General features: G+C 56.7%; 22 protein-coding genes and 1 pseudogene. 19 read left to right on the top strand and 4 right to left on the bottom strand.

The window, feature by feature from the left end:
* The first annotated feature begins 192 nt into the window (after nt 1-192).
* The 3 genes from ABWO67_RS02705 to ABWO67_RS02715 all read left to right on the top strand — a co-directional run bounded on the left by ABWO67_RS02705 (nt 193) and on the right by ABWO67_RS02715 (nt 3,450).
* Nucleotides 193-1,695, top strand: a complete 1,503-nt coding sequence (locus ABWO67_RS02705; RefSeq protein WP_353147131.1) for an aldehyde dehydrogenase — start codon at nt 193-195, stop codon at nt 1,693-1,695.
* Nucleotides 1,658-2,641 (top strand): NAD(P)-dependent oxidoreductase, encoded by a 984-nt coding sequence (locus ABWO67_RS02710; RefSeq protein WP_502929951.1) that lies wholly within the window; start codon nt 1,658-1,660, stop codon nt 2,639-2,641. The genes ABWO67_RS02705 and ABWO67_RS02710 overlap by 38 nt, the downstream gene beginning before the upstream one ends.
* Nucleotides 2,642-2,736: 95 nt before the next feature.
* Nucleotides 2,737-3,450, top strand: coding sequence for an IclR family transcriptional regulator (locus tag ABWO67_RS02715; protein ID WP_353147134.1), 714 nt, complete (start codon nt 2,737-2,739; stop codon nt 3,448-3,450).
* Nucleotides 3,451-3,462: 12 nt separating this feature from the next.
* Here the strand turns inward: ABWO67_RS02715 and aptA are convergent, their stop codons facing one another.
* A complete protein-coding gene (gene aptA / locus ABWO67_RS02720; RefSeq protein ID WP_502929950.1) occupies nt 3,463-4,788 on the bottom strand; it encodes an omega-aminotransferase AptA in 1,326 nt (441 codons plus the stop codon).
* A 143-nt stretch (nt 4,789-4,931) separates the two neighbouring features.
* Between aptA and ABWO67_RS02725 the strand changes: the two genes are divergently transcribed.
* Nucleotides 4,932-6,359, top strand: coding sequence for an aminotransferase-like domain-containing protein (locus ABWO67_RS02725; RefSeq protein WP_353147137.1), 1,428 nt, complete (start codon nt 4,932-4,934; stop codon nt 6,357-6,359).
* Here the strand turns inward: ABWO67_RS02725 and ABWO67_RS02730 are convergent.
* From ABWO67_RS02730 to ABWO67_RS02740, 3 genes are read right to left on the bottom strand one after another with little or no spacing between them, the layout of a single operon-like run.
* Entirely contained in the window at nt 6,356-6,862 is a 507-nt protein-coding gene (locus tag ABWO67_RS02730) for a dihydrofolate reductase (protein ID WP_353147140.1), read from the bottom strand. The two genes, ABWO67_RS02725 and ABWO67_RS02730, sit on opposite strands and share 4 nt — an antisense overlap.
* 10 nt (nt 6,863-6,872) lie before the next feature.
* Nucleotides 6,873-7,667 carry a thymidylate synthase gene (locus ABWO67_RS02735; RefSeq protein ID WP_353147143.1) on the bottom strand — a complete coding sequence of 265 codons (795 nt, stop codon included), beginning with the start codon at nt 7,665-7,667 and terminating at the stop codon, nt 6,873-6,875.
* Nucleotides 7,668-7,684: 17 nt separating this feature from the next.
* The gene (locus tag ABWO67_RS02740; protein ID WP_353147146.1) at nt 7,685-8,107 is read right to left on the bottom strand and encodes an OsmC family protein; all 423 of its coding nucleotides are present in this window, start codon (nt 8,105-8,107) and stop codon (nt 7,685-7,687) included.
* 145 nt (nt 8,108-8,252) lie between these two features.
* On the opposite strand from ABWO67_RS02740, the gene ABWO67_RS02745 reads away from it, so the two are divergent.
* From ABWO67_RS02745 to ABWO67_RS02815, 15 genes and pseudogenes are all read left to right on the top strand, one after another.
* On the top strand, nt 8,253-9,923 hold the full coding sequence (locus ABWO67_RS02745) for a cbb3-type cytochrome c oxidase subunit I (RefSeq protein WP_353147149.1): 1,671 nt from the start codon (nt 8,253-8,255) through the stop codon (nt 9,921-9,923).
* A 2-nt stretch (nt 9,924-9,925) separates the two neighbouring features.
* Nucleotides 9,926-10,519: a cbb3-type cytochrome c oxidase subunit II gene (locus tag ABWO67_RS02750; RefSeq protein WP_353147152.1), complete on the top strand. Its 594-nt coding sequence runs from the start codon at nt 9,926-9,928 to the stop codon at nt 10,517-10,519.
* Nucleotides 10,520-10,576: 57 nt separating this feature from the next.
* Nucleotides 10,577-11,173, top strand: a complete 597-nt coding sequence (locus ABWO67_RS02755; RefSeq protein ID WP_353147155.1) for a c-type cytochrome — start codon at nt 10,577-10,579, stop codon at nt 11,171-11,173.
* Between the two features lie 4 nt (nt 11,174-11,177).
* On the top strand, nt 11,178-11,810 hold the full coding sequence (locus ABWO67_RS02760) for an SCO family protein (RefSeq protein WP_353147158.1): 633 nt from the start codon (nt 11,178-11,180) through the stop codon (nt 11,808-11,810).
* Nucleotides 11,807-12,442 carry a hypothetical protein gene (locus tag ABWO67_RS02765; RefSeq protein WP_353147161.1) on the top strand — a complete coding sequence of 212 codons (636 nt, stop codon included), beginning with the start codon at nt 11,807-11,809 and terminating at the stop codon, nt 12,440-12,442. Before ABWO67_RS02760 ends, ABWO67_RS02765 begins: the two co-directional genes overlap by 4 nt.
* A gap of 8 nt (nt 12,443-12,450) precedes the next feature.
* Nucleotides 12,451-13,146, top strand: coding sequence for a 2-polyprenyl-3-methyl-6-methoxy-1,4-benzoquinone monooxygenase (coq7, locus tag ABWO67_RS02770; protein WP_353147163.1), 696 nt, complete (start codon nt 12,451-12,453; stop codon nt 13,144-13,146).
* 575 nt (nt 13,147-13,721) lie between these two features.
* Nucleotides 13,722-14,804, top strand: coding sequence for an MraY family glycosyltransferase (locus ABWO67_RS02775; protein WP_353147186.1), 1,083 nt, complete (start codon nt 13,722-13,724; stop codon nt 14,802-14,804).
* A gap of 54 nt (nt 14,805-14,858) precedes the next feature.
* On the top strand, nt 14,859-16,133 hold the full coding sequence (tviB, locus tag ABWO67_RS02780) for a Vi polysaccharide biosynthesis UDP-N-acetylglucosamine C-6 dehydrogenase TviB (RefSeq protein WP_353147166.1): 1,275 nt from the start codon (nt 14,859-14,861) through the stop codon (nt 16,131-16,133).
* A 23-nt stretch (nt 16,134-16,156) separates the two neighbouring features.
* Nucleotides 16,157-17,182, top strand: coding sequence for an SDR family oxidoreductase (locus ABWO67_RS02785; protein WP_353147168.1), 1,026 nt, complete (start codon nt 16,157-16,159; stop codon nt 17,180-17,182).
* A gap of 1 nt (nt 17,183) precedes the next feature.
* A complete protein-coding gene (murJ, locus tag ABWO67_RS02790) occupies nt 17,184-18,533 on the top strand; it encodes a murein biosynthesis integral membrane protein MurJ (protein WP_353147170.1) in 1,350 nt (449 codons plus the stop codon).
* Between the two features lie 52 nt (nt 18,534-18,585).
* Nucleotides 18,586-19,680, top strand: coding sequence for a glycosyltransferase family 4 protein (locus ABWO67_RS02795; RefSeq protein WP_353147188.1), 1,095 nt, complete (start codon nt 18,586-18,588; stop codon nt 19,678-19,680).
* 36 nt (nt 19,681-19,716) lie between these two features.
* On the top strand, nt 19,717-21,633 hold the full coding sequence (gene asnB, locus ABWO67_RS02800) for an asparagine synthase (glutamine-hydrolyzing) (RefSeq protein ID WP_353147173.1): 1,917 nt from the start codon (nt 19,717-19,719) through the stop codon (nt 21,631-21,633).
* Nucleotides 21,630-22,766 carry a glycosyltransferase family 4 protein gene (locus ABWO67_RS02805; protein WP_353147190.1) on the top strand — a complete coding sequence of 379 codons (1,137 nt, stop codon included), beginning with the start codon at nt 21,630-21,632 and terminating at the stop codon, nt 22,764-22,766. Before asnB ends, ABWO67_RS02805 begins: the two co-directional genes overlap by 4 nt.
* Nucleotides 22,763-23,740 (top strand): annotated as a pseudogene (locus ABWO67_RS02810) (glycosyltransferase); the annotation flags it as partial. The gene ABWO67_RS02805 and the pseudogene ABWO67_RS02810, both read left to right, overlap by 4 nt.
* Before the next feature lie 303 nt (nt 23,741-24,043).
* The gene (locus tag ABWO67_RS02815) at nt 24,044-25,156 is read left to right on the top strand and encodes a glycosyltransferase family 4 protein (RefSeq protein ID WP_353147193.1); all 1,113 of its coding nucleotides are present in this window, start codon (nt 24,044-24,046) and stop codon (nt 25,154-25,156) included.
* Nucleotides 25,157-25,304: the final 148 nt, after the last annotated feature.

Here is a 25,304-nt window from a genome sequence, read left to right on the forward strand (position 1 = left end):
AATTGGTACTGCCTGATAAGAAAAGCCCGCAATAGCGGGCTTTTTTTTGAATTTTCTTGACAACGATCTTGGTCTTATTGATAATGAAACAGAACATCTAGTGCGTCAGGCAGAACATAATGCTTGGGCCTGTAGGTCCGTAATCCATAGCGAAACTAAACCAATTCTTGTATTTAACCGGAGTAACTCAGTATGTCGCAGCAGTCGGTTTCCGACCTTAAGTCGTTTTTGATCAATGGCGAATGGGTATCGAACCCAACGGAGTCATTCGAGTCAATCAATCCAGCGACGGGAGAGGTCAATTACCGCTTGTCCGTAGCCACGGCGCTTCATGTCGATGCGGCGGTGGCGTCGGCCAAAGCCGCAGCGGCCTTGCCATCCTGGAAGGAAATGCTGCCACACGTGCGCGCCCAGATATTGATGCGCATTGCCGCCCTTATCGTAGAGCGCGGCGATGAACTCGCCGGGCTACAAATGGCCGAGAATGGGAAGGTCTGGTCCGAATGTAAAGCGCAGGCTGGTAGCGCCGCAGCTACGTTCCGATACTATGCCGCAGTATGCGAAACGCTGGGGGCGGAAGTGACGCCGTCTCGAGGTAATTACCTTTCGATGACGTCTTATGAACCTTATGGGGTCGTCGCTGCCATAACACCGTGGAATTCGCCCCTGACAATGGAAGCCCAAAAGGTGGCTCCGGCGCTGGCAGCGGGCAACGCCGTTATCTTAAAGCCGTCCGAGATCACGCCATCGGCGGGTTTGCTATTGGGTGAAATCGCATTGCAGGCGGGCTTGCCGCCCGGCATTTTGAACGTATTGACGGGAAATGGCGCGATTACGGGCAAAAGCCTGGTCCAGCACCCGGGCGTACGCATGGTGTCGTTTACCGGTGGCACCGCCAGCGGCCGCGCTATTGGCATGATGGCTGCCGAACGACTGATACCGGTCGCCCTCGAGCTTGGCGGTAAATCACCGCATATTGTGTTTGACGATGCCAATCTGGAAGCGGCTGTCGAAAGTATCGTAGGCGGCATCTTCGAGGGCAGCGGGCAATCTTGCGTTGCTGGATCCCGGCTATTTGTACAGAGCTCGGTTTACGACAAGCTGACGGCATTACTGGTGAAGCGCGGTCAGGCGATAAAACTGGGCTTGCCTGACGCCCCCGGATCGCAGATGGGGCCCGTTTCCAGCTTTGCCCATCGCACGCGTATCGAGCAATTAGTAGCATCGGCCGTGGCCGAAGGCGGGCAGGTACTGCTTGGCGGACAGCGTCCTGAAGGTCAGGAGTTTGAGCAGGGTGCGTACTATTTGCCCACTATTGTTGCAGGCCTGGATAACCAGGCGACAGCCGTACGCGAAGAGATCTTCGGTCCCGTGCTTTGCGTTCTACCGTTTACGGACGAGGCCGACCTTATCGCCCAGGCCAACGACAGTGCTTTCGGCCTGGCATCCGGAATTTGGACGGCCAATTACCAGCGTGCCTGGCGGGTTGCACGAGCACTGGAAACCGGGCTTGTCTGGATCAATACCTACAAACAACTGTCGATTTCCACCCCGTTTGGTGGATTCAAAGATAGCGGGATAGGGCGCGAAAAGGGCGTGACGGGGCTGAGACTTTACCAGCAGAGTAAAGGCATTTACTGGAGCATGGATCCTGACAATTTTCCGGTGGCAGCAACGGCATCAACGGAAAGCTGAGTGCCGCCGCTTCAACTCAATCTTTATCCATAACAAACAACATAAAGGACAGACATTCATGTCTACAGTAAACACGATTGGATTTATTGGCGTTGGCGTGATGGGCGAACCAATTTGTCGTCACTTGGCTACAAAAAGCGGTGCTCGTGTCATGGCCTATGATCGCGACAATGCGCCACTGGAACGCCTGGCCGAGCATGGCGTCATCACCGCTACACTGACAGAGATAGCCGAACAGGCCGATATAATTTTTATGTCCTTGCCGTCGGGTGAAATTGTTCAGGACGTCATACGCGGCAACGGCGGCGCAGGGCTGTTGGCACTGTGCCGCTCTGGGCAACTGATTGTCGATCTAAGTACTTCTCCGGTCGAACTCAGTCGCCAGTTGTCTGCCGACCTGGCGAACGTCGGCATTTCGTTTGCCGACTCACCTGTCATGCGCACTCGTGCGGCTGCCGAAGCCGGCACGCTAGCTGTACCAGTAGGGGCGGATGACGCCGTTTTCGCGCGTATCGAACCGCTATTGCGTACGTTTGCCGCCGATGTCGTTCATGTCGGAGGCATTGGCGCAGGCCAGGTTGTGAAGATTCTGAATAACATGGTGCTTTACGAAACTGTTCTGGCGCTGGCCGAGGCGCGCGCGATCGGCATACGCGCTGGCGTGGATCCCGAGCGTTTGTTCGCAGCGATGTCAGTCGGTTCGGCAGATAGCTTTGCATTGCGCAATCATGGCATGAAGGCGATTGCGCCCCAAAACTTTCCGGAAAAGGCGTTCCCAGTGGTGTATGCCAAAAAGGACTTGCAGTATGCCGTAGGTTTGGCCGAGCAAGTGGGCGTGAATGCGACAGGGGCGAAAAACCTGATCGCATGCTTTGACCAAGCGATTGCCGCTGGCCATGGTGATAAGTATGCACCTGCCATCAGCCTGGTTTTTGAAGGGCAATAATTCGGTTTGGCCAGAGACGGGCTGGTTTACGCTGGGCGCGGTACAACATGCCATAATTGGCTTTCATCCATAATCATCTAGTCAATAGCCTTTATATGAGTCCTACTTCAGCACCAGGCGATGACGGGGTAGCCGCAGTAGATCGCGCCCTGGCTATCGTTGATGTCATTACGCGTCGCAGTGACCCTATCACTCTGGCCGATTTGTCTCGCGCCACGGGCTACTATAAAAGTACGCTGCTGCGCTTAATTGCCTCGTTGGAAAAGGCGTCATTAGTGGTGCGACGCAGTGACGGGCGCTATGCCCTTGGCCGCTACGCTCACGATCTTGGCCGCGCCTACGAGGCAGCGTATCGGCTTACAGAAATCCTGCTTCCCATATTGCAAGATCTGGTCAATCGAGGCAGTGAAAGCGGTTCTTTTCATGTGTATCACGATGCCCAGTCACGTGTTTGTCTGCTGCGGGTTGACTCACATCACTCCACGCTGGACCGCATCCGGGTCGGGGACCTTTTGCCACTAAGCAGGGGGGCTGCCGGCAAGCTGATACAAACTTATCACGGCAAAGGGCTTGCGCCGTCGAAAGATCATGTCATTGCTATTTCGATGGGCGAGCGGGATGCTAACTGCGCGGCCGTTGCCAGCCCAATATTCGGGCTGGATAACGAGTTTTGCGGCGCCATTTCACTGTCCGGGCCTAAAGAAAGGTTTACGCCTGAAGCCGTCAGCAAGATGTCGGAAATGGTGCAGACCGCAGCGGCGAAGGCCACCGAAACCTTGGGCGGCATCTGGCCGAACAAGGCTTCCTGACCAGTCCCGTCTTTACTCCACTGTCTTCAAGACCTCCTCAAGCGTGCGGAATATTTTCTGAATCTCGCTTTCTTCGATGATTAGCGGCGGCGATATAGCGATGATGTCGCCGGTGTAGCGCACCATGACGCCTTGGTCGAAACATTTCTTGAACACTTCGGCCGCGCGTGCTCCGGGGGCGTCGGGGCGGGGTGTCAGTTCTATGCCGGCGACCAGGCCCAGGTTGCGCACGTCGATGACATGGCGCGCGCTTTCCAGCGAATGAGCGGCGTCTTCGAATTTGGCGGCGAGTCCGTGTGCACGCTGGAATAATTGATCGCGTTCATAGATTTCCAGCGTGGCCAGGACGGCTGCGGTAGCCAAAGGGTGTGCAGAATAGGTGTAGCCATGGAAGAATTCGATGCCATTGGCAGCCGCTTCCAGGATGGTGTCGTGAATCTGGCGTTTGACGGCGACAGCGCCCGCAGGGACGCTGGCATTGCTGATGCCTTTGGCAAGCGTGATCAAGTCGGGCGTAACGCCGAAGTATTCGCTGGCGGTGTTGGCGCCAAGGCGACCAAAAGCGGTAATGACCTCATCGAAAATCAACAGAATGCCGTGTTTTTCCGTGATGGCGCGTAGCTTCTCAAGATAACCTTTGGGCGGCACCAGTACGCCTGTAGACCCGGCCAATGGCTCAACGATAACTGCGGCGATGGTTGAGGCATCGTGCAGGGCGATGATGCGTTCAAGTTCGTCGGCAAAGTGTTCGCCCCAGGCTGGCTGCCCGCGTGAGTGGGCATTCTTGGATAAGTCGTGTGTGTGCGGCAGGTGGTCGATGTTGGGCAGCAGGGCGCCTGAAAAGGTCTTGCGGTTAGGTGAAATGCCACCGACCGAAATGCCGCCGAAGCCTACGCCGTGATAGCCGCGTTCGCGTCCTATCAGCCTGGTGCGTTGGCCTTCGCCGCGTGCCCGATGGTAGGCCAGCGCAATTTTCAACGAGGTATCTACCGACTCTGAACCCGAGTTGGTAAAGAATATGCGATCCATGCCCGCAGGCATCATTTTGGCTACGGCCGAGGCAGCGCGAAAGGAATCCTGGTGACCCAACTGAAAGCTGGGCGCATAGTCCATTTCTGCAGTTTGGCGCGAAATGGCTTCGATAATTTCGCTGCGTCCATGGCCTGCATTGACGCACCAGAGCCCCGCCGTGCCGTCGAGTACCTGCTGGCCTTCAACGGTGGTGTAGTACATGCCTTTGGCCTTTGCGAGCAAGCGTGGGTGCTCTTTGAACTGGCGATTGGCGGTAAAGGGCATCCACAGGTTCGAGAGGTCTGGCGTGTGGGCTGTATTGGTCATGATCACCTCAGTGGGCAAGAAATAAATAAAGGCTTACAGGTGCTATTCTCGTTGCGGTCGCTGCCTAATTACATATACAGTTGAATTAAAGTCTCCTAACCGTACTGATACTATAAACTTCACTGTACATATATCGGGAAAATATGATTTATTTCGATGCTGTGCGGGACCGATCAAAGGCGCCTTCCTTGGTAGACCAGACGGTTGCTGCGCTGGAAAAGGCGATAAGCCAGCAGATGCTTCGTCCAGGCATGTCGGTGCCTTCGGTTCGACAGTTTGCCAAGACACATGGCTTAAGTACGTTTACGGTATCGGCGGCATATAACCGCCTGGTGGCGCAGGGTTGGCTGATCGCCCGGCCAGGCTCGGGGTACCGGGTAGCCATGCGCGGCAAAGCTGAGCCTGTTTCGACGGTACCGGTCAATTGGAGCCCGCCCCGGGTCACCGCATCCTGGCTGCTTTCAGATGTTTTTGCCGATCATTCCATACCGATCAAGTCTGGCTGCGGCTGGTTGCCGCCGGAATGGTTGAATGAAACCGGCCTGGAGCAGGCGATGCGGCAGGCTGCGCGTGTGCCGGCCAGCCAAATAGGCGGCTACGGACATCCCTATGGCTATTTTCCCTTGCGCGAACATTTGACCCAGGAGTTGGCGCAGCACGGCCTGAGAGTCGAGGTGGATCAAGTCTTGCTAACCCAGGGTGCGACACAAGGGCTGGATATCATTGCTCGCACCTTGTTCCGTCCCGGCGACGTCGTGGCGGTGGAATTGCCCGGTTATGCCAACTTGCTGCAAACCTTGCGTTTGGCAGGCTTGACGGTGGTGGGCGTGCCGCGTAACAAAGACGGCCTGTGTATTGACGCTTTGCAAAAAATTGCGCGTACACAAAGTATCAAGGCATTGTTCGTGAACCCGGTGCTGCAAAATCCCACTGGCGCCAGCTTGAGCATGGGGAATGCTTTCCGTGTGTTGCAGTTGGCCGAGACGCATGGGTTCTGGGTCGTGGAAGATGATGTGTCGCGCGACCTGATGCCCGATCTGGGCCCTCTGCTTGCGGCCTTGGCAGGGTCGGAGAGAGTGATTTACGTATCTGGCTTTTCCAAATCTATCGCACCCTCGATGCGTGTGGGATACATTGTCGCGACGGCAGCTTTGCTGAAAGAATTTGCCAAAACCAAAATGACCATAGGTTTGACGACGCCTGAAATCATGGAACGTACGGTGTATCAGGTATTACGCCTGGGGCGTCACAGGCCATATCTGCAACGCATCCAGGAACGTTTGCGGCAAGCGCATGACGAGCTTGTCGAGGTGATGGACAGGCATGGTTTTGAAGTGTTCGCCAGGCCGCGCGCCGGCCTGTTCTTATGGGCTCGCCCGAAGGGCGAATGGTGTGCTCAACGAACAGCACAATTGGCCGAGTTGGCGCTGAAGGATGGTATTTGGCTGGCGCCTGGATATTATTTTTATCCTGATCAAACCGATGATGGCTGGATACGCTTTAACGTTGCGTATTCTTTGCATCCGTCATTGTGGGAGTTCATGCGGCGCGTCGGCGCCGCGTCTGGCTAAGCCTGTTGCTGCGTGGCGCGGCGCTTGTATGTGACGAAATCAAAGGAATAGCCGTTTTCTTCGGGCTGCGGCAGCCTTTCGGTCTCTCGCCATGCCGCCATGTCCATAGGCGGAAAAAAGGTATCGCCTTCTATATGGGCATGGACTTCGGTCGCCACAACCTCGTCGGCAATGTCCAGGGCGTGCCTGAAGATCTGTTCGCCGCCTATGATGCAAATTCGTTCGGCATTCTGGCTGGCTGCCAGAGCGGCGTCCAGCGTAGGGTAGACCGTTGCGCCGTTGGCCTGGTACTGAGCGTTGCGGCTAATGACAAGGTTAGGGCGCCCCGGCAGCGGCCTGCCCAGCGATTCCCATGTGTTGCGTCCCATGACGATGGGCTGGCCGAGGGTGACCCGCTTGAAGTGGGCCAGATCGGCGGGAAGTCGCCAGGGCAGAGCGTTGTCGCGGCCTATGACATGGTTATCGGAGTAGGCGACGACAAGCTGGACTAGGGGTTTTGGCATGGTGGGCAACTTATACCGCTACGGGCGCTTTGATATGCGGATGCGATTCGTAGCCGACGATTTCGAAGTCTTCGTAGCAGTAATCGAATAGCGATTCGGGTTTGCGCTTTATATTCAGGGTGGGGTAGGGCAAGGGTTCGCGCGACAGTTGCAACGCTACTTGTTCCATGTGGTTGCTATACAGATGGCAGTCGCCGCCGGTCCAGATGAAATCGCCCACTTCCAGGTCGCACTGCTGTGCCACCATGTGAGTAAGCAGGGCATAGCTGGCAATATTGAATGGCACACCCAGGAAAATATCGGCGCTGCGCTGATAAAGCTGGCACGATAATTTGCCGTCGGCTACATAAAACTGGAAAAAGGCATGACAAGGCGGCAGCGCCATATTGGGGATCTCGGCCACGTTCCAGGCCGAGACAATCAGGCGCCGCGAATCGGGGTTTTGCCGAATTTGCTGTATCACTTGGGAAATCTGGTCAATATGACCGCCGTCGGGTGTAGGCCAGGAACGCCATTGCACACCGTATACGGGCCCAAGATTGCCTTGGTCGTCGGCCCATTCATTCCAGATGCTGACGCCTTGCTCTTGCAACCAGCGCACGTTGGAGTCACCGCGCAGGAACCAAAGCAATTCGATAAAAATACTTTTGGTATGCAGCTTTTTGGTGGTGACCAGTGGAAAGCCTTGCGACAGGTCGAAGCGCATCTGGTGGCCGAAAACGGATCGTGTGCCGGTACCGGTTCTGTCGGTCTTGCTTAGTCCATGTTCGTAAACATGGCGCATGAAATCTTCGTACTGGTGCATGTGTGGGTAATTACTTTTTATGCGTCAATGATCGTAACCGAGTGCGTAATGTCGGCTGTCTTGGCGAGCATGGCCGATGCCGAGCAGTATTTTTCGTGCGATAGTGCAACGGCGCGCTCGACGGCGGCGGCGGGAAGATTCTTGCCCGTAACCGTGAAGGCGAAGTGGATTTTGGTAAACACTTTGGGATCGGTTTCTGCCCGGTCGGCAGTTAGTTTAACCTGACAGTGGCTTACCGCATGGCGCCCGCGCTTCAAGATAAGCACCACGTCGTAGGCAGCGCAGCCGCCTGTCCCGGTTAGCAGCATTTCCATCGGCCGGGGGGCCAGGTTGTGACCGCCGCCTTCGGGTGCGCCATCCATTGCCGTTATATGGCCGCTGCCTGTCCGGGCAACAAACAACATGCCTTCGGGGCCGCCCCAGTCGATTGTGCATTCCATGCTGATTATTCCTGCTTAGGATCTGAAGCATTAATCATACCCATTATTCCCCCCGAAAGTACCAACATTGAACGTAGGGAGATGACCGTATCCGAGATAGCGGTCGGGTACCATCGACAGTATTTATATCGTAGAGCGATATGTAATGAATACTCTCACCGTCCTACTTCTGACTTTCATCTTGTCAGTCACTGGCTTGTTTGTGTTTATCTGGTCATTGCGCAAACATTTATTTGACGATAATCCCGCCGCCGCCAACGTTATCTTCTCGGAAGGCGAGATCGGTATCGTGGAAGAGCCCGCCGCCACCGCCGCGCAGCACAAGGCCCTGCAAAGCGCAGTAGATGCCACGCATGTGCCCATTGCCGACCCTGCTCGAGATGCGCGAATGAAAGTCGAAATTGCCGAGCGCGTGCAGGCTGACAGGTCTACGGCCTATGTGACCTTCGTGTTTCTTGCCTGTGCCGTGGTCTGGCTGATATTTGCGTCGACTGCAGGGTTGATCAGTTCCATCAAATTGCATGAGCCTGATTTCCTTTCTCAATATGCCTGGCTGACTTTCGGGCGCATACGCACCCTGCATCTGAATTCGGTCGCCTATGGCTGGGCGCCGATGGCCGCTTTCGGTATTGCCATCTGGACTTTACCTCGTCTCCTTAAAACAGAACTCATGGGAGGCCGCTTTGCGCTGCTGGGCGCCATGCTGTGGAATGCTGCGTTGATTGCCGGCCTTGGCAGCATAGCCGCGGGTTTCAACGATGGCCTGGAGTGGCTGGAAATCCCGTGGCAGATCGATATTTTGTTTGTTGTCGGCGGTGCACTGATTGGATTGCCTCTGGTCTTTACCTTACAGAACCGCAAGGTTGATCATCTCTACGTTTCGATCTGGTACATGGGGGCGGCGCTCTTTTGGTTTCCAATTCTGTTTTTAGTGGGCAATATCCCAGGCCTGCATTTTGGCGTTGAGCAGGCCACGATGAACTGGTGGTTCGGGCACAACGTATTAGGGCTGTTCTACACGCCTGTCGCCCTGGCCTCGGTCTACTACTTCCTGCCCAAAATTATCGGTCGTCCGATTCAGTCGTATAACTTGTCCCTGCTGGGTTTCTGGGCGCTGGCCTTTTTTTATGGGCAAGTCGGTGGGCACCACTTGATTGGCGGCCCTGTACCTAGCTGGCTGATCACGCTTTCCATTGTTCAAAGCATCATGATGGTGGTGCCTGTGTTGGCTTTCTCCGTGAACCAGCATATGACCATGCGTCATCATTTCAAGACGTTGATCTACTCGCCTACGCTGCGATTCATCGTGCTGGGCGGCATGATGTACACGCTGAGTTCGGTCCAGGGGTCGCTGGAGGCCTTGCGCAGCGTCAATACTGTTGTGCATTTCACGCACTTCACTGTTGCGCACGCTCACCTGGGCTTGTATAGCTTCTTTTCCCTGGTGATGTTTGGCGCTATTTATTTCGTCATGCCGCGCGTCATGTCGTGGGAGTGGCCTTATCCGAAACTGATTGCGGTGCATTTTTGGCTGGTCGTGATCGGTTTTGGCATTTATTTTGTCGGCCTGAGCATAGGCGGCTGGCTGCAAGGCGTGGCCATGCTTGACGCGTCAGTTCCTTTCATGGAATCGGTACGCGTCACGATTCCCTATCTTGAGGCCAGAACGGTAGGGGGCGCTTTGATGACGCTGGGTCATGTGGTCTTTGCGGGGCATTTCGTTGCGATGGCATTGCGCTATGGTCCCGCGCGTGTCGGACCGGCGTTGTTTCATAAACGCAGCGCAACCGCTGCCTCTGCGTTGGCGGAGGCTTGATCATGGAAAGCGAATACAAACTCTTGGGCGGCGCCATGGTCACGCTGGCACTGGCAACCGCTACCTTGGTGGTCATCCCTTACCTGCAATTGCGGGATGTGCCGCCTTCAGAAGGGCTCAAGCCATATACCTCACAGCAGTTGCGAGGTCGTGCGGAATACATCAAGAACGGTTGTGTTTATTGCCATAGCCAACAACCGCGTGCGCAGTCGCAAGCCCCCGACTTCAAGCGGGGCTGGGGACGCGCGCCAGTAGCGGGCGACTATTTCTACGATAAGCCGCATTTGCTGGGCACCATGCGCACTGGTCCAGATCTGCTCAACATCGGCGCGCGCCAGCCCAGTGCCGATTGGAATCTGGGTCACTTGTATCAGCCGCGAGCGTACGTGCCGGGCAGCATCATGCCGTCCTATCCCTTCCTTTTTGAAATCAAAGACAAGGCTGAACCGGGCGATAAAGTCGTCAGTCTGCCGCCTGGGTATGCGCCGGTTGGGCAGCAGGTGGTAGCCAGGCCCGAAGCGCAGGACTTGGTGGCCTATTTGCTGGCGCTTGATCGTACCTACCCGGTCAAACCCCCGCCTGATTCTGCCAAGTAGCAGGGCGAAGCGCTGTGCGGTCATGTGTGGCGCAAGACGGGTATGTTGGAGAACAGGATGTCAGACAGATCAAAGAAAATCGAAGCTCAGCAGCGGGAAATGCCCGAGCCTTATGAGGGCAATCGGCCTATCCCGTGGTTGGTCATTACCATTGTGGGGGCATTGTTCTTGTTCGCCATTGCCTATATATGGGCCACCTACCAGAACAATCCTCCGTCATATGGCGACCGCCGTACTGCTGCTGATTTCAAGGTGGCGGCTCCTGGCGCGGGCGGGGCGGTGGATGGCGGGCAACTCTATACCGCTCAATGCCTGGCCTGTCACCAGGCGACAGGTCAGGGCTTGCCCGGCGTGTTTCCTCCTTTGGCGGGGTCGGAATGGGTCACAGGCAAAGAATCGCTGGTCATTCAGATTGTGCTGCATGGTGTCACCGGCGACCTAACGGTAAAGGGCACGCATTACAACGGACTGATGCCTACCTTCAAGGACAAGCTTAGCGACGCCGAAATTGCAGCGGTGGTGAGCCACATTCGGACCAGTTTTGGCAATTCGGCAAGCAAAGTCGATGCTGCAACCGTCAAGGCCGAACGCGAGGCTACGGCCACTCATCTGCAGCCCTGGAGCGGCGATGCCGAGCTGCAGGAAATGAGGTGACTGCATGAGGCTCTTGGTGGCTATTTTAATGGTGTGCGGTGTTGGGCTAGGCGCTATTTATACGCAGACTGATGGCTTTACTGTGCTGACCACCGAGGCAGCCCGGCGCGCTGATGTGCGGCACAACCCACGGATCGTGCCGGACGCGCCGCTACGCACTAGCGACAGCGCGGCCGGCGCGACGACGCTATTGCGTAACTTGAAAGAGGATGGTCGGATAGCCATCGTCAACTTCATGTACACGCGTTGCTTCTCCATCTGTCTTGCCATGGGGACGCAGTTCCAGCAACTTCAGGCCGAAATCAAGCGGCAAGGGCTGGGCAGCAGAGTCAGGCTGCTTAGTATCAGTTTCGACCTTGCCGATAGCCCGGATTTATTATCGCGTTATGAGCAGCGCATGAAATTCGACACTGAGGTCTGGCGCTCGGCCGTAATGGCGGATGCCGCTGCCAGCCACGCTGTGCTGGATGCATTCGGCATCGTCGTAGTGGCTGCTCCTATGGGGCAATACGAGCATAATGCGGCTTATCACCTCGTTATGCCCGATGGGCGCCTTGTTCGCATTATCGATATGGACGACGACGTCATGCTGCTTGAGTATGCGATGGCGCTGGCTGAGAAAGGTGCAAGCCAATGAGCGCCGTTGCCTGTCTGTGGCGGCCTGCTGCCCCATGGCTGTATGCGGCGGCCAGCGCCATGTTGTTGCTGGTTGCTGTTATCTTCAGGCCCTGGATGACGAGCACTATGGCATTGCATATGCTGGTGCATATTCCGCTTATTCTGCTTGCCGGCGCCTGCGCTGCTGTTGCCTGCCTGGCCCAGATTCGGCGCGGCATGTTCTTGAGGCGTCCGTGGGTGTTCGATCAGTATCGGAAATATAATGGCTATGGCCTGCCGGGTTTATTGTTCGTTACGTTGGTGCTGGCCTATTGGATGATCCCGAAGTCCCTCGATCAGGTTTTGTTTTCAACCGGAGCAGGCTGCTTGAAGTTTTTGGGCCTGTTTCTGGCGGGAATGGTGTTGTTCGATTCGCTGGGTCGCGCCGATAAGGTGATAAAGTTGTTTTTTCTGGGTGGTTTTTCCTGGATGACGGCTGTCGTCGGAATGCTTTATCAAGATAACCCTAGTCGCTTGTGCAATTTCTATTTGCTGGGTGATCAGGAACTGACGGGTAGGGGCCTGGTCGTCGTTGCTGTGGTTTTGCCTGCAGCGTGGCTATGGATCGAGCATAGGCAGGCCAGGCGCTATCGGCGGAAATGTGTACGTTAAGGATATTCATGGTTAAGCAACATTCAATGCAAAGCGGCTCGGGTTTTTCCCGTCGCCTGGGCGTACTGGACGGGCTATTGTCCGAAGTCGGGCGTGCCATGCAGGTGCTGGGCGGGTCGGTTCATGCCAGTCGCGCCAACCCGGCAGGCAAGCTGTCTCGTGCCGCGGCGTCTGAATCGGCCGAGGCGTTAACCGACGCCCAGCGCAAACATGCCGCAGGCCTCATGCGGGTTAACCATGTAGGCGAGATCTGTGCACAGGCTTTGTATCGAGGTCAGGCTTTATTTTGCGGCGACGCACCAATCAAAAAACTGTTGCTCAAGGCGGCTAACGAAGAGGTCGATCACTTGGTTTGGTGTCGCCAGCGATTGACCGAACTGGATAGTCGTCCCAGCCTTTTGAACCCACTGTGGTATGCCGGCTCATTGACTTTGGGCATTGCGGCAAGCCGGGCAGGCGTGGCCCGAAACCTGGGTTTCATGGCCGAAACCGAAAGGCAGGTCGAGCAGCATCTTGACCAGCATTTGTCTGACTTGCCAGCCAACGACGAGCGTTCTCGAACGATAGTCAGGCAAATGCGGGATGACGAAATCGAACATCGGACTACCGCCGAGAACAACGGCGCTACAAAATTGGCTGCGCCGGTGCGAATGGCCATGCGGGTAATGTCGAAGGTTATGACCACCACGGCGTATCGTATGTAGTGCTCGACGGACATAGTTGTAACGAAAGAAGGGGGCGAGGGTTAATACCAAATTGCTTTTTTGCAGTTTTACCGACACAAAAGTATTAAAAAAACCACAAATTGCTCGCCGAGTGCTTTTCTTATTGATTTATCTTGCGTTGCACAAAAAATCGCTATACACTTTAGTTATCGGATGTCGAAACGTGATTGCACAGGGAAAACCCGGGTCACGCGGTCTCAAGCTTAATCGCTTTAGTAGCCAGGCATGCCAAGGTTGTCTCCTCCACCCTCCTCCTTTGGTGGATTTAGCCCAAGATCGCAAGATCTTGGGCTTTTTTTTGCCTTACACCCTATGGTTTTATTTCCATTTTTGTGTAATGTGGTGCTTTCAGGGTGCAGGCGGAAAGTTCCGGGTTTGGTCAAGCGCGTGCTTATGCCAGTAACATTTCTTGTTGCATCTATTTCTCTGTACTCGCCCAGCTTGTTACAGAAACAACCGATAATGATGCTGCTTTTATTTGTTTTGGGGATTGTGTGATATCGCCTCACCTTTGGGGATCTTTTACCTGGCTTTATATCTGTATTGTGGCGTTCATGGTGGGCGGCTTGATTGTCGCCTCCGAGCGCTGGCACGGTGCATTTACCGGCGATTCCGACATGAACAAGCCACAAGCGTCCCATTCGCGGGCAACGCCCCGTGTGGGAGGGTTGGCGGTGCTGGCGGGAACGCTGGCCGGCTTGCTGGTTCTTGGGCCAAGCAACATGACGCTGACCTGGCTATGGCCGGTATTGTTCATTGCCGCCATGCCGGTATTTGTCGCGGGCCTGCTTGAAGACATCACCAAGGATGTGGGGTCGGGCAAGCGCCTGCTGGCCGCATTCTTGTCGGCGGCCATTGCCTGGTGGCTATTGGGCGGCGTATCTCGTGTAGGGCTGGGGTGGGCTGACTGGATCCTGTCGTTCTGGCCTATCTCACTCTTTTTCACCATGATCGCCGTTGGCGGCTGTACTCACGCGTTGAACATTATTGACGGCATGAACGGCCTGGCCGGCATGATCGCCACGCTGATGGCGTTATCGCTGGCGTTGGTAGCCTTGCAGGTACAAGACATCCCCATCTTTTTGATTGCTGCGGCGCTTGCTTCGGCTACCCTGGGCTTCCTGGTCTGGAATTTTCCGTTCGGGCGTGTCTTTCTTGGCGATGGTGGCGCGTACTTCCTTGGCTTCATGCTGGCCGAGCTGGCCGTGCAATTGGTTGTACGCAATCCTAGTGTTTCGCCATTCTATGCGCTAGCTGTGTTGTTTTATCCGGTTTTCGAGACCTTGTTCTCGATATGGCGGCGCCGGTTCAAACGCGGCGTGCCGGTCGATCAGCCGGACGCCCTGCATTTGCACCAATTGGTATTCCGCCGCCTGGTGCGTGTCACGTTCAGTCGTGACGGTCGTCATGCGGTGCCGTCACTATGCAATGCAATGACCTCGCCTTACTTATGGGTGCTTGCGCTTATCGGCCTGGTGCCGGCGACAATATTCTGGGATAACGCCTGGGCGCTATGCGCCAGCCTGGTGGTGTTCTGCTGGGTATATATCTGGCTGTATTCCCGCCTGGTGTCATGGCGTCGCCCAGCCTGGCTGCTGCTGCCCTCGATAGGGCGCGATCACCATCGCCGCAAATAGCTGCTTTGTAAAATCAGTTTTCTTCTTTTTATGTATATCGCCTGGGAGAACAAGTTGGAAATTCAAGATGTGAAACTTGCCGTAGTTGGTCTAGGCTACGTCGGTCTGCCTCTGGCGGTGGAGTTCGGTAAAAAGCGTAGTGTACTGGGCTTTGATATCAATAGCCGCCGTATCGCTGAGCTGAAAGATGGTCAAGACCATACGCTGGAAGTCGATTCCGCCGAGCTCGCCGAAGCCGCCCATTTGCGTTTTACCAGTGAAGCCGTGCATTTGTCTGAAGCCAATGTATTTATCGTGACGGTGCCTACGCCTATCGACGAATACAAACAGCCTGACTTGACGCCGCTGATTCGCGCCAGCGAGACCATTGGCAAAGTCCTCAAGCGCGGCGATATCGTCATTTACGAGTCCACGGTTTATCCCGGCGCCACCGAAGAAGACTGCGTCCCGGTACTAGAGCGTATCTCCGGCTTGCGCTTTAACGAAGACTTTTTTGCCGGCTATAGTCCCGAGCGTATCAATCCGGGCGACAAAGCGCATCGGGTGTCCACGATCAAAAAGGTCACGTCGGGCTCTACGCCTGAAATAGCAGACTTGGTCGACGCGATCTACGGTCAGATTATTACCGCTGGCACGCACAAAGCCACGTCGATACGTGTCGCCGAGGCCGCGAAGGTTATTGAAAACACCCAGCGCGATGTCAATATCGCCCTGATCAATGAACTGGCGCTTATCTTTAATAAAATGGGTATCGATACCCAGGCTGTACTGGAAGCTGCCGGCACCAAATGGAACTTCCTGCCTTTCAGGCCGGGTCTGGTGGGCGGGCACTGCATAGGCGTGGATCCCTACTACCTCACGCACAAGGCTCAATCCCTGGGTTATCACCCGGAAATCATTCTGGCGGGCCGCAGGCTAAATGACTCGATGGGCGGTTACGTGGTGTCGCAGTTGGTCAAGCAAATGACCAAGCGACGCATCCAGGTGCAGGGCTCCAAAGTGCTGGTGATGGGCCTGGCGTTCAAGGAAAACTGCCCGGATCTGCGCAATACCCGTATTGTCGACATTGTCAGCGAGCTTGGGGAATACAACATTGACGTCGATGTCTACGACCCTTGGGTGGAGCCAGAGGCGGCAGTGCATGAATATGGCATTTCCCCCGTTGCAAGTCTCGAAGCAGGAGCCTACGATGGAATCATCCTCGCCGTGGCGCACGAGCAGTTCGTGGCGATGGGTTGCGAGGCGATTCGCGCCTTGGGTAAGCCCGAGCACGTTCTCTATGATCTTAAATATGTACTAACCGCGGCCGAATCCGATCTGCGGCTTTAATACAGAAAGTTGAAAGGTTCTATATGAGTAATCGTTATCAGGAAATCACTGCAAGTCTGCAGTCAGAACCCAAGGTATGGCTGATCACCGGCTGCGCCGGTTTTATTGGTTCCAATCTGCTGGAAACGTTGTTGCAAATGGGGCAGAAAGTTGTCGGCCTTGATAATTTCGCGACCGGGCATCAGTACAACCTGGACGAAGTCCAAAGAACCGTTGCACCGGAGCTATGGAAAAACTTTAGCTTCCAGGAAGGCGATATTTGCGACCTGGATGCCTGCAAAAAAGCGGTGTCCGGGGTGGACTATGTGTTGCACCAGGCAGCGTTGGGCTCGGTGCCGCGCTCGCTGCAAGATCCCATTACCACCAATAACGTTAATATCGGCGGGTTTTTGAATATGCTGGTGGCTGCGCGCGACGCGCAGGTCAAGTCTTTTGTGTACGCGGCATCCAGTTCCACCTATGGCGACCATGAAGCCTTACCCAAGGTCGAGTCGCAAATAGGGCGGCCGTTATCGCCGTATGCGGTTACCAAGTTCGTCAACGAGCTCTACGCCGATGTCTTTACCCGCGCCTATGGGTTCGGCAGCATCGGCTTGCGTTATTTCAATGTCTTCGGCAAGCGCCAGGATCCTAACGGCGCCTATGCGGCAGTCATTCCGAAGTGGGTCGCCGCCATGATACGTGGCGAGGATGTCGTAGTGAATGGCGACGGTGAAACCAGCCGCGACTTCTGCTTTATTGAAAACGTGGTGCAAGCCAATATTCTGGCGGCTTTGGCGCAACCAGAAGGGGTCAATCAGGTTTACAACGTGGCGTTCAATGCCCGCACCAGCTTGAACGAGCTGTTTGAATACCTGGCCAAGGCCTTGGGCAATAACGGTATTGTCTACGACAAGCAGCCCGTATACAGCGAATTCCGTGCCGGCGATGTGCGGCATTCGCAAGCCGACATCACCAAGGCCAAGCAATTGCTGGGCTACGAGCCTATGCACAACATTGTGCAAGGACTCGAGGTTTCCATGCCTTGGTATACGCAGTTCTTAAGGTAACTTGAAAACCTTAAAGCAGCGACTTTCCGGCCTGCATTCCGACCACAGGCGCATTGCGCAGGGCGCAATGCGGGTGGCCTTTTTTTTGCTGCTTGGAAAAGCGGCAGGGGCCTTCAAGGAAATGGCGGTGGCCTATCGCTACGGCGTCAGCGATGTCGTAGACGCCTATCAGTTCACCATGGTCATGGCGAACTGGCTGCCCGTTACCATCGTCGGCGTTTTATCGGTGGTGCTGATCCCTGTGCTGGTGCGCACTCGCTATGAAGATGCCGCCGGTCGCAAACGTTTTCTGGGAGAGCTACAAGGCGCGGTGATCGCGGGGGGCACGGTGCTGGCCGTGCTGACTTACGTTGCCTGGCCGTGGGTGCTTGACTACGCGGGGCAGGGGTTGCCGGCCGAAGCCAGGCGCATGAGCGCTGAGCTGACGCTGGCTTTCGCGCCGGCCGCGTTGCTGACGCTGGTAACCGGTATTAGCGCCGCGCGTTTAAGAGCACATGAACGGCATATCAATACCTTGCTCGACAGCGTGCCGGCCGTGGTCATTCTGGTCTGGGTCATGCTGGCCGCCACGGTTACCGATGTTGGTCCGTTGCTTTGGGGTACCCTGGTCGGCTATCTGATTCAGTCGATATGGCTGCTTAGCCTTGCAGCGAAAGCGGACGGCATGTGGGGCTGGCCTAAGCTGGGTCTGACGTCGCACCAATGGCCTGATTTGGTCAAGGCGGCTGGGGTGATGCTGATTGGGCAAGTCGCGATGAGCTTTGTCGGTCCGCTGGATCAGTACACAGCCGCTAATCTCGGTGCTAACGCCAATGCCACATTAGGCTACGCTAGCCGACTGTTGGCGTTGCTGTTGGGGGTTGGCGCGGCGTCTGTAGGGCGAGCGGCGTTGCCGGTTCTGGCCGATGTGCAAGGCCGTGGTGATAAGGCTCGCGCGCGATCGATGGCCCTTAAGTGGTCGGTGGTAATGGTGCTGGCCGGTTCTGCGGTTACTCTGGTGGGTTGGCTGCTTGCGCCGTGGGGCGTGGCCCTGCTGTTCGAGCGCGGCGCATTTACGGCGGAAAACACCCAGACGGTCGCCCATGTGTTGCGTTGGGGTTTGCTGCAAATGCCGTTTTATTTCGGTGTGCTGATATTGGTTCAATTGTTGGCCAGTCAGAACCGTTATCGAATCATGGCGGCTATTGCCGTCGCCAACTTTGCGTTAAAGGCGGTCATGAACCTGGTGCTCGCTCCTGTCATGGGGCCTGCGGGGATCATGTTGGCGACCAGCCTGATGTACGTTTTATCCTATTTTTGTTATGTCGCGGTGGCTTTGCGTCCCGTTACAGCTACGAAGGTTTCCGGCTAGTTTTTAAGATACAGGTATTGTTTTGAGTTCTTCGCGTTTTCAACCCCATCTGATGATAGTGATCCACTCTTTGAGCGGAGGAGGGGCTGAGCGGGTGGCTGCCGATCTAAGCGCCTATTGGGTGCAGCGCGGCTACAAGGTTACGCTGGTTACGCAGGCCGATGCCGAGACCGATGTCTATCCCCTGCATGCGGGGGTCAAACGGTATGCCCTGGGAACAGCGGCTTTCAGCTCGGGAAAAATCAGCGGGATTTTGGCCAATTTGCGTCGCGTGCGGGCCTTGCGCCGCCTTATAAAGCGCGAGCGTCCCAGCATTGTGCTGGGCATGATGACCACCGCATCGATCCTGGCGATTGTGGCCGCGCGCGGCCTGCAATGCCGGGTCATTGCGACTGAACATACGCATCCGCCCTCCCAGGATTTGTCTGAAATGTGGCTGCGCCTGCGGCGTTGGGCCTATCCCCAGGCAGCGGCGGTAGTGGCCTTGACCTCCGGCACGGCGGCCTGGATCAAAGAGCACGTGCCTGGCTCGCGGGTAACGGTTATTCCCAATGCAGTACGCTGGCCCTTGGAGAATGCCGAACCGTTGTTGAGCCCACCAGCCAGAGAGGGGCGCTATCGTCTGTTGGCCGCTGGCCGCTTGCATCCCCATAAAGGTTTCGACCTTTTGATTAAGGCGTTTCAGGCTATCGCCCGGCAGTTTCCAAGTTGGGATCTGGTCATCCTCGGAGAGGGTGATTGCCGTGAGGCCTTGCAAAGCCAGGTCGATGAAGCTGGGCTCACCGAGCGCGTCAGTATGCCGGGTCGGGTTGGCAATGTAGGCGACTGGTACGCCCAATCGGATCTTTATGTACTAAGCTCGCGCGTCGAGGGTTTGTCCAACACCTTGCTGGAAGCCATGGCCAGTGGCCTGGCTCCTGTGGCATTCGATTGCGAGACTGGGCCTCGAGAAATCGTGCGTAATGGCATCGATGGCGTGCTGGTTAGTCCCCCCGAGGATGACGAGGCGTTGGCCGCCCATTTGTCGGACATGATGGCGCATCAGGAGCAGCGGATAGCCTATGCACGGCGCGCTGTGGACGTGCGTGACAGGTTTTCCACGACCAGGGTTATGGCTTTGTGGGGCCATTTGTTTGAAGTCCATTAAGCCGCCCCTTTGGGCGGCTGCAAAAGCGAGCAGACTATGTGCGGGATCATTGGAATATGGGGCGCGTTGCCGGACAAGCAGGCCATAGTCAAATATGGATGCCGCAGCATGCGGCATCGAGGTCCGGACAGCGAAGGTTATTGGGAAGACCCTGAGGCGGGGCTGGCATTGGGCCATGTCCGCCTGGCGATTCTTGACCTGACCGAGGCCGGGCATCAGCCCATGGTGTCGGCCTGCGGACGCTACGCCTTGGTGCTGAATGGCGAAATCTATAATCACCTTGACCTGCGGGCTTTGCTGGAAGCCCAGGGGCACGCGCCGGCCTGGCGCGGCCACTCCGACACCGAGACGGTGCTCGCAGGATTTGCCGCCTGGGGGGTGCAAAAAACGCTGCAGGCCGCCGTGGGTATGTTTGCCATGGCCTTATGGGATCGTCAGGCACGCACCTTGTCGCTGATGCGCGACCGCATGGGTGAGAAGCCGTTATATCTGGGGTTTGTCGCTGGCAATTTTGTGTTTGCTTCGGAACTCAAGGCGCTTACCGCCATACCCGGTTTCAACAATGAGCCGGACCGCAGGGCGTTGTCGCTGCTGGTCCGGCACAACTATATTCCCGCGCCTTTCAGCATCTACGGCGCGATCAGCAAGCTGGAGCCTGGTTCGTGGGTGCAGTTATCCCAAGAACAACGCAGGCATGGGTCCTTGCCTGTGTCGCAACGCTACTGGTCGGCGCAGGACGTAGCCCAGGACGCATCCCAGGACATGCTGTCATTCGGTTCCGACAACGAGGCGGTAGACGCCTTGGAAGCGGTGTTGTCGTCCGCGGTAAAGGGCCAGATGATATCGGATGTGGCGCTGGGGGCGTTCTTGTCGGGGGGTATAGATTCGTCGATTGTCGTAGCGCTGATGCAGCAACGCAATGCCCAGGCAGTCAAGACATTTTCCATCGGCTTCGATGATCCGGCCTTTAACGAGGCCGAACATGCCAAGGCCGTTGCTAGCCACTTAGGCACCCAGCATACGGAGCTCTATGTCAGCGCCAACGACGCGCTTGCAGTGGTTCCCGGTTTGGCAGGGCTGTATGACGAACCTTTCGCAGACTCTTCCCAGATTCCAACCATTCTGGTTACGCGCATGGCTCGCCGCCACGTCACGGTAGCCTTGTCCGGCGATGGCGGGGACGAGCTGTTTGGCGGCTATTCGCGCTATTTCCGGGCCAAGCGCTGGTGGGATAAGCGCGAGTCCATCCCTGGGGTGCTGCGCACGCCCATGGCCGCAGCGGCACGCATTGGGGCGGGGGTGCTGGGGGCGGGCCATCAACGCGAACAGTTTGAAAAGCTGGCGGAAGTCCTGGGGGCGGCGCATTGCGGCAAGTTTTATCAGCAATTCGTGTCGTACTGGAAAGATCCCGCGCAGGTGGTGATAGGCGCCAATGTCCCTGAGACGCCGTTTGACCACCCGTCAAACGCTGCGATTTTCGAGCGCATGATGTTGCTGGATGCGCAGACCTATTTGCCCGATGACATCCTCGTCAAGGTTGATCGGGCTGCAATGGCGGCAAGCCTGGAAACCCGCGTGCCCATGATCGATCACCGCGTATTCGAATTCGCGCAGCGCTTGCCGCGCGACTACAAAATACGCGACGGGCAAGGAAAGTGGCTTTTGCGCCAGCTCTTGTACCGGCATGTGCCGCGCCAAATGGTCGACCGTCCCAAAAAAGGGTTCTCGGTTCCATTAGGCGCATGGTTGCGCGGGCCCTTGCAAGACTGGGCCAGCGCTTTGCTGGATCCGGCTTTGCTACGTCAGCAGGGACTCTTCCATGCTGAACCCATCATACGTAAATGGCAGGAGCACCAGTCCGGAAAGCGAGATTGGAGCACGCATTTATGGAGCATTCTGATGACGCAGGCGTGGCTGGAAACGAACAAGGCAGCAAGTACGAGGCAGCCATGAAGATTCTGTTTTTCGTCAGTTCCATGCATGCAGGGGGCGCTGAACGAGTGGCGGCCACGCTGGCCAGCGCCTGGGCAGCCAGGGGCGACGAGGTCGTCCTGGTTCCGACTTATACGAAAAAGGGCAGTCTGTTTTATCGTTTGCATCCCGGGGTCAAGCTGCTTTGGCTGGCCGACCGCATGGGGTGGATGGGCAAGACATGGTTCGCCAGTATCAGGAAATGGTTCGCCATTCGGCGCGTGGTCAAGGACATTCAGCCGGACGTTGTCATCTCATTCTTGACCAACGTGAATGTCATGGTCTTGCTTTCGACTCGTGGCCTGGATGTCCCGACCATCGTGTGCGAGCGCACCAATCCCGCGGTCAGTTCCAGTGCCGGCAAGGCGCTGGTTGCTTTGCGCCGTCGCGTTTACCCATGGGCCACACTGGTCACCGTGCAGGCTCAGGCCAGCGTCGAGACATTTCGTGCAATGGTGCCGGGCATTCAACGCCTGGCCGTCATTCCCAATCCTTTGCCGCCCGAGCTGGCGCAAGCCTTTACTGGTCGCCCCATGCCAACCGATGGGCAACGCCGCCGAGTGGTGGCCATGGGGAGAATGGTGCCTATCAAGCGATTCGAGTCAGTGATCCACGTGTTCGCCGCGCTGGCCGAGGAATTTCCCGATTGGGACCTGTACATTTGGGGTGAAGGCCCTTTGCGTGCCGCGCTTGAGCGGCAAGTCAAGGAGGCTGGGCTGGAGGCACGGGTTTTTCTGCCGGGCCGTACCGCCGAACCCTGGCGCGAATTGGCTCAGGCCGATGTGTTTGTTTTGGCGTCCGAGGTGGAAGGCTTTCCCAACGTGTTGCTGGAAGCCATGGCGTTAGGGGTCGCGTGCGTGACAGTCGACTGCCCCAGCGGGCCTCGCGAGATCAGCCGCGACGGAGAAGACGCGTTGTTGGTGCCGCTGGGCGACCGACCCGCGCTGGGCCAGGCACTGGCCGAGTTGATGGCCGACCCTGTATTACGGGATGTGCTGGGCAAGCATGCGGCAGTGTCGGTTCGCGACCGCTATGAGCTTGAAGAAATCGTGCGTCAGTGGGATGTCCTGATTGCCGATGTGCGCGGCTTGAAGAGCCAGGAAGTGGTTGTATGAATAATTACACAGAAACAGATAGTGGTCCCTTGCACGTGGTGCATATTATTTCGGGGCTGGGGCATGGTGGGGCAGAGACAGTATTGCATCGCCTGATTACCGCCCCGGGCCAGCGAGATCGCCATTGCGTCATTTCCATGGGCGATGAAGGTGTATTTGGTCCGCGCCTGCGCGCAGCGGGCATCGCCGTGTATACGCTGGACATGAAGACCCCAATGGGGGCCCTTAAAGGCTTATGGCGCATGCATAGCCTGTTGCGCAAGCTTAAGCCCGACGTCGTGCAAACCTGGATGTACCACGCCGACCTGATCGGCGGCTTGGTGGCGCGCCTGGCGGGCATCAAGGCAGTGTCCTGGGGGATACGGAACTCAGGGGCGGATCTGCACAAGAGCAGTCGCTCTGCAAAGGTATTGTCATGGCTATGCGCCCATACCTCGCGGCTGTTGCCTGGGGTTATCGTTGCCTGCGCGGAAAACGCATCGCAACGCCATCAACAATGGGGTTATCGGGGCGATCGTATGTTGGTCATTCCCAATGGCTACGATCTGTCGTGCTGGCGTCCCGATCCACAGGCGCGCGCTGCATTGCGGGCCGAATGGGGGTGGGCTGACGACGTGCCAGTGATAGGCAGCGTGGCCCGCTGGAATCCCCTGAAAGATCACGCCAATTTACTGTCTGCGTTTGCGCTAAGCGTCAAGCGCGATCCTTCCTTGCGCTGCGTATTGATCGGCCACGGCATGGAAGCATCCAATGCTCCTCTTATGTCATTGATCAACGGGCATGGCCTGGGCGAGAAAGTGAAATTGCTGGGCAGGCGGGATGATGTGCCAAGACTGATGAATGCGCTGGATATTCACGTATTGTCCAGCCGCGCCGAAGGCTTTCCGAATGTGGTCGCCGAGGCCATGGCGACAGGCGTGGCATGCGTCGTGACGGACGTGGGTGACGCCGCGCTGATTGTTGGATCTTCCGGGTGGGTCGCCGCGCCGCAGAATAGCTCTGCTTTGGCTGGTGCGATTGATGAAGCCGTAGCGCAGATCGGCACCCCGGCGATGCAGAAACGCCTGCAGGATGGGCGTGAGCGCATGGGGCGTTTGTTTAGCCTGGAAGCTATGGTAGATGCCTACCGTGTTGTATGGCGACGTTTGGCCGCAGATTATCCTGGCTGGCCGGCCTCGACGGTTCGTGCTGGTTATGGCAGTGACGGTAGCGATAGCAAGGTTGGCGACAGCGATGCCGACAGTCATTCTGGTCGCTGCGGCGACCAGAATCGCCGTTTGTTGTTTGCGGTGAATAATCCCGCATTCTTCCTGTCGCACCGATTGCCCTTGGCTTTGGGTGCGAAACGGGCAGGCTTCGATGTCCATGTGGCAACCATGGATGGCCCTTCGGTACCGGAAATTGTGAAGCACGGCCTGATTCATCATGTCATTCCCATGTCCCGCAGCGGCAAGCATCCTGTGCAAGAGATGCAAAGCATCTACGCGTTATGGAAGTTGTTCCGGAAATTGCAGCCCGATGTGGTGCATGCCGTAACCATCAAGCCTGTGCTGTATGGCGGTATCGCCGCGCGGCTTGCGGGCGTACCGGCTTATATTGCGGCGATATCCGGCCTGGGTTTCATCTTTACCAAGCGCGGTAGCGGCTTCGATTTCTTGCGATGGGCGGCAACCTTGCTATATCGATTGGCGCTAGGCCATCCGAATAGCCGGGTCATTTTCCAGAATACCAGCGACAGGGATGTGTTGCGCAATGCCGGGGTGGTCAGGCCTGAGCAGGTTGTGCTGATACGTGGTTCCGGGGTGGATCTGAATGAATTCCCCGTGGTGCCGGAACCGGAAGGCCCGCCTGTGGCCATCATGGCAGCTCGATTGTTAAAAGATAAAGGGGCCGCCGAGTTCGTTCAGGCCGCCCGGATGACGGTTGGACACCCCAGTGGCTTGCGCTGGATGTTGGTGGGCGGCCCAGATAGCGGCAATCCGGCCAGCGTCACTGAAGAAGAATTCGCCAGGTGGAAGCAGGAAGGCGTGGTCGAGTGCTTGGGTGAACGTTCTGACATTGCCGAGCTATATGCGCAATCGCACATCGCTGTCTTGCCGTCGTATCGAGAAGGTTTACCCAAGTCGTTGGTGGAAGCAGCTGCATGCGGACGCGCCGTGGTGACGACAGATGTCCCTGGATGCCGGGATGCCATTGAACCTGGTGTGTCTGGTTTACTGGTGCCGGTACGGGACGCGCGTGAGCTTGCCGATGCGGTTTTGCAACTGGCTGAAGATGCGCAGTTACGACGTGAAATGGGGGCTGCTGGGCGGCGTTTGGCTGAGCAGGAGTTCGATATCCGGAAGATTGTCGATGTGCACGTTGAGCTTTATGAGAGGCTGGCTAAGTAGTATTTGTCGTCATCGTTTTTGTAGACGCGTCATTGTTTCTTGTGACACTTCATCGTATTTATGACGGCGCAGCTAGCGGGGGTGGGCACGGCGAATAATCGCTGCGATCCCTTCGGGATTTCCCGCGCAGTCAGCCTGGGAGCAAGGC

Origin of the sequence: Pollutimonas bauzanensis, assembly GCF_040393045.1 — a bacterium.
GTDB classification, from domain to species: domain Bacteria; phylum Pseudomonadota; class Gammaproteobacteria; order Burkholderiales; family Burkholderiaceae_B; genus Pollutimonas; species Pollutimonas bauzanensis_A.

What these genes read in the sequence shown, in the direction of transcription:
- ABWO67_RS02705 (WP_353147131.1), top strand. Translation starts at nt 193, where the DNA reads ATGTCGCAGCAGTCGGTTTCCGACCTTAAGTCGTTTTTGATCAATGGC.
- ABWO67_RS02715 (WP_353147134.1), top strand. Translation starts at nt 2,737, where the DNA reads ATGAGTCCTACTTCAGCACCAGGCGATGACGGGGTAGCCGCAGTAGAT.
- aptA (WP_502929950.1), bottom strand. Translation starts at nt 4,788, where the DNA reads ATGACCAATACAGCCCACACGCCAGACCTCTCGAACCTGTGGATGCCC.
- ABWO67_RS02725 (WP_353147137.1), top strand. Translation starts at nt 4,932, where the DNA reads ATGATTTATTTCGATGCTGTGCGGGACCGATCAAAGGCGCCTTCCTTG.
- ABWO67_RS02730 (WP_353147140.1), bottom strand. Translation starts at nt 6,862, where the DNA reads ATGCCAAAACCCCTAGTCCAGCTTGTCGTCGCCTACTCCGATAACCAT.
- ABWO67_RS02735 (WP_353147143.1), bottom strand. Translation starts at nt 7,667, where the DNA reads ATGCACCAGTACGAAGATTTCATGCGCCATGTTTACGAACATGGACTA.
- ABWO67_RS02740 (WP_353147146.1), bottom strand. Translation starts at nt 8,107, where the DNA reads ATGGAATGCACAATCGACTGGGGCGGCCCCGAAGGCATGTTGTTTGTT.
- ABWO67_RS02745 (WP_353147149.1), top strand. Translation starts at nt 8,253, where the DNA reads ATGAATACTCTCACCGTCCTACTTCTGACTTTCATCTTGTCAGTCACT.
- ABWO67_RS02750 (WP_353147152.1), top strand. Translation starts at nt 9,926, where the DNA reads ATGGAAAGCGAATACAAACTCTTGGGCGGCGCCATGGTCACGCTGGCA.
- ABWO67_RS02755 (WP_353147155.1), top strand. Translation starts at nt 10,577, where the DNA reads ATGTCAGACAGATCAAAGAAAATCGAAGCTCAGCAGCGGGAAATGCCC.
- ABWO67_RS02760 (WP_353147158.1), top strand. Translation starts at nt 11,178, where the DNA reads ATGAGGCTCTTGGTGGCTATTTTAATGGTGTGCGGTGTTGGGCTAGGC.
- ABWO67_RS02765 (WP_353147161.1), top strand. Translation starts at nt 11,807, where the DNA reads ATGAGCGCCGTTGCCTGTCTGTGGCGGCCTGCTGCCCCATGGCTGTAT.
- coq7 (WP_353147163.1), top strand. Translation starts at nt 12,451, where the DNA reads ATGGTTAAGCAACATTCAATGCAAAGCGGCTCGGGTTTTTCCCGTCGC.
- ABWO67_RS02775 (WP_353147186.1), top strand. Translation starts at nt 13,722, where the DNA reads ATGGTGGGCGGCTTGATTGTCGCCTCCGAGCGCTGGCACGGTGCATTT.
- ABWO67_RS02785 (WP_353147168.1), top strand. Translation starts at nt 16,157, where the DNA reads ATGAGTAATCGTTATCAGGAAATCACTGCAAGTCTGCAGTCAGAACCC.
- ABWO67_RS02795 (WP_353147188.1), top strand. Translation starts at nt 18,586, where the DNA reads ATGATAGTGATCCACTCTTTGAGCGGAGGAGGGGCTGAGCGGGTGGCT.
- asnB (WP_353147173.1), top strand. Translation starts at nt 19,717, where the DNA reads ATGTGCGGGATCATTGGAATATGGGGCGCGTTGCCGGACAAGCAGGCC.
- ABWO67_RS02805 (WP_353147190.1), top strand. Translation starts at nt 21,630, where the DNA reads ATGAAGATTCTGTTTTTCGTCAGTTCCATGCATGCAGGGGGCGCTGAA.